Below are 542 nucleotides of genomic sequence, written 5' to 3'. Positions count from 1 at the left end.
GCGCGGCTGTACGCGATGGCGCACTCCGCGGCCTTGTCGAAGATCTTGCCCTTGCCGTCGGCCTGGGCCTTGGCGCGGGCCGAGTTGTAGACCTTCTCGAAGACGCGCGGCACGCCGAGGATCAGCGTCGGGCGGAAGGCGGCGAGTTCGTCGGTGAGGGTCTTGATGTCGGCGACGTGGCCGAGCTTGATCGGCGCGAGCACGGAGGCGACCTGCACCAGGCGCCCGAAGACGTGTGCCACGGGGAGGAAGAGCAGCACCGAGGACTCGTTGGTCTGGAAGATCGGCTTGAGTCGCTCGACGGCGTTGCCGCACTCGGCGAAGAAGCTGCGGTGGGTCAACACGCAGCCCTTGGGCCGGCCCGTGGTGCCGGAGGTGTAGACGATGGTGGCGGGGGAGTCGGCGGTCGCCGCCGCGCTGCGCTCGTCCACGGCCTGGTCGGTGACGCCGTCGCCGGCCGCCGCCAGCGCGCCCACCGCGTCGCCCTCGATCTGCCACACGGGGCCCAGGGCGGGCAGCCGGTCGCGTACGGAGTCCACGAC

At 71.6% G+C, this 542-nt stretch carries 1 protein-coding gene; it reads right to left on the bottom strand.

Annotated elements, in window-relative coordinates:
• On the bottom strand, window positions 1–542 hold a 542-nt coding region (locus KUM32_RS41810), incomplete at both ends, for an AMP-binding protein (protein ID WP_217146841.1).

It is taken from the genome of Streptomyces sp. AC627_RSS907, assembly GCF_019049165.1.
This window is presented reverse-complemented; position numbering and strand designations above follow the sequence as displayed.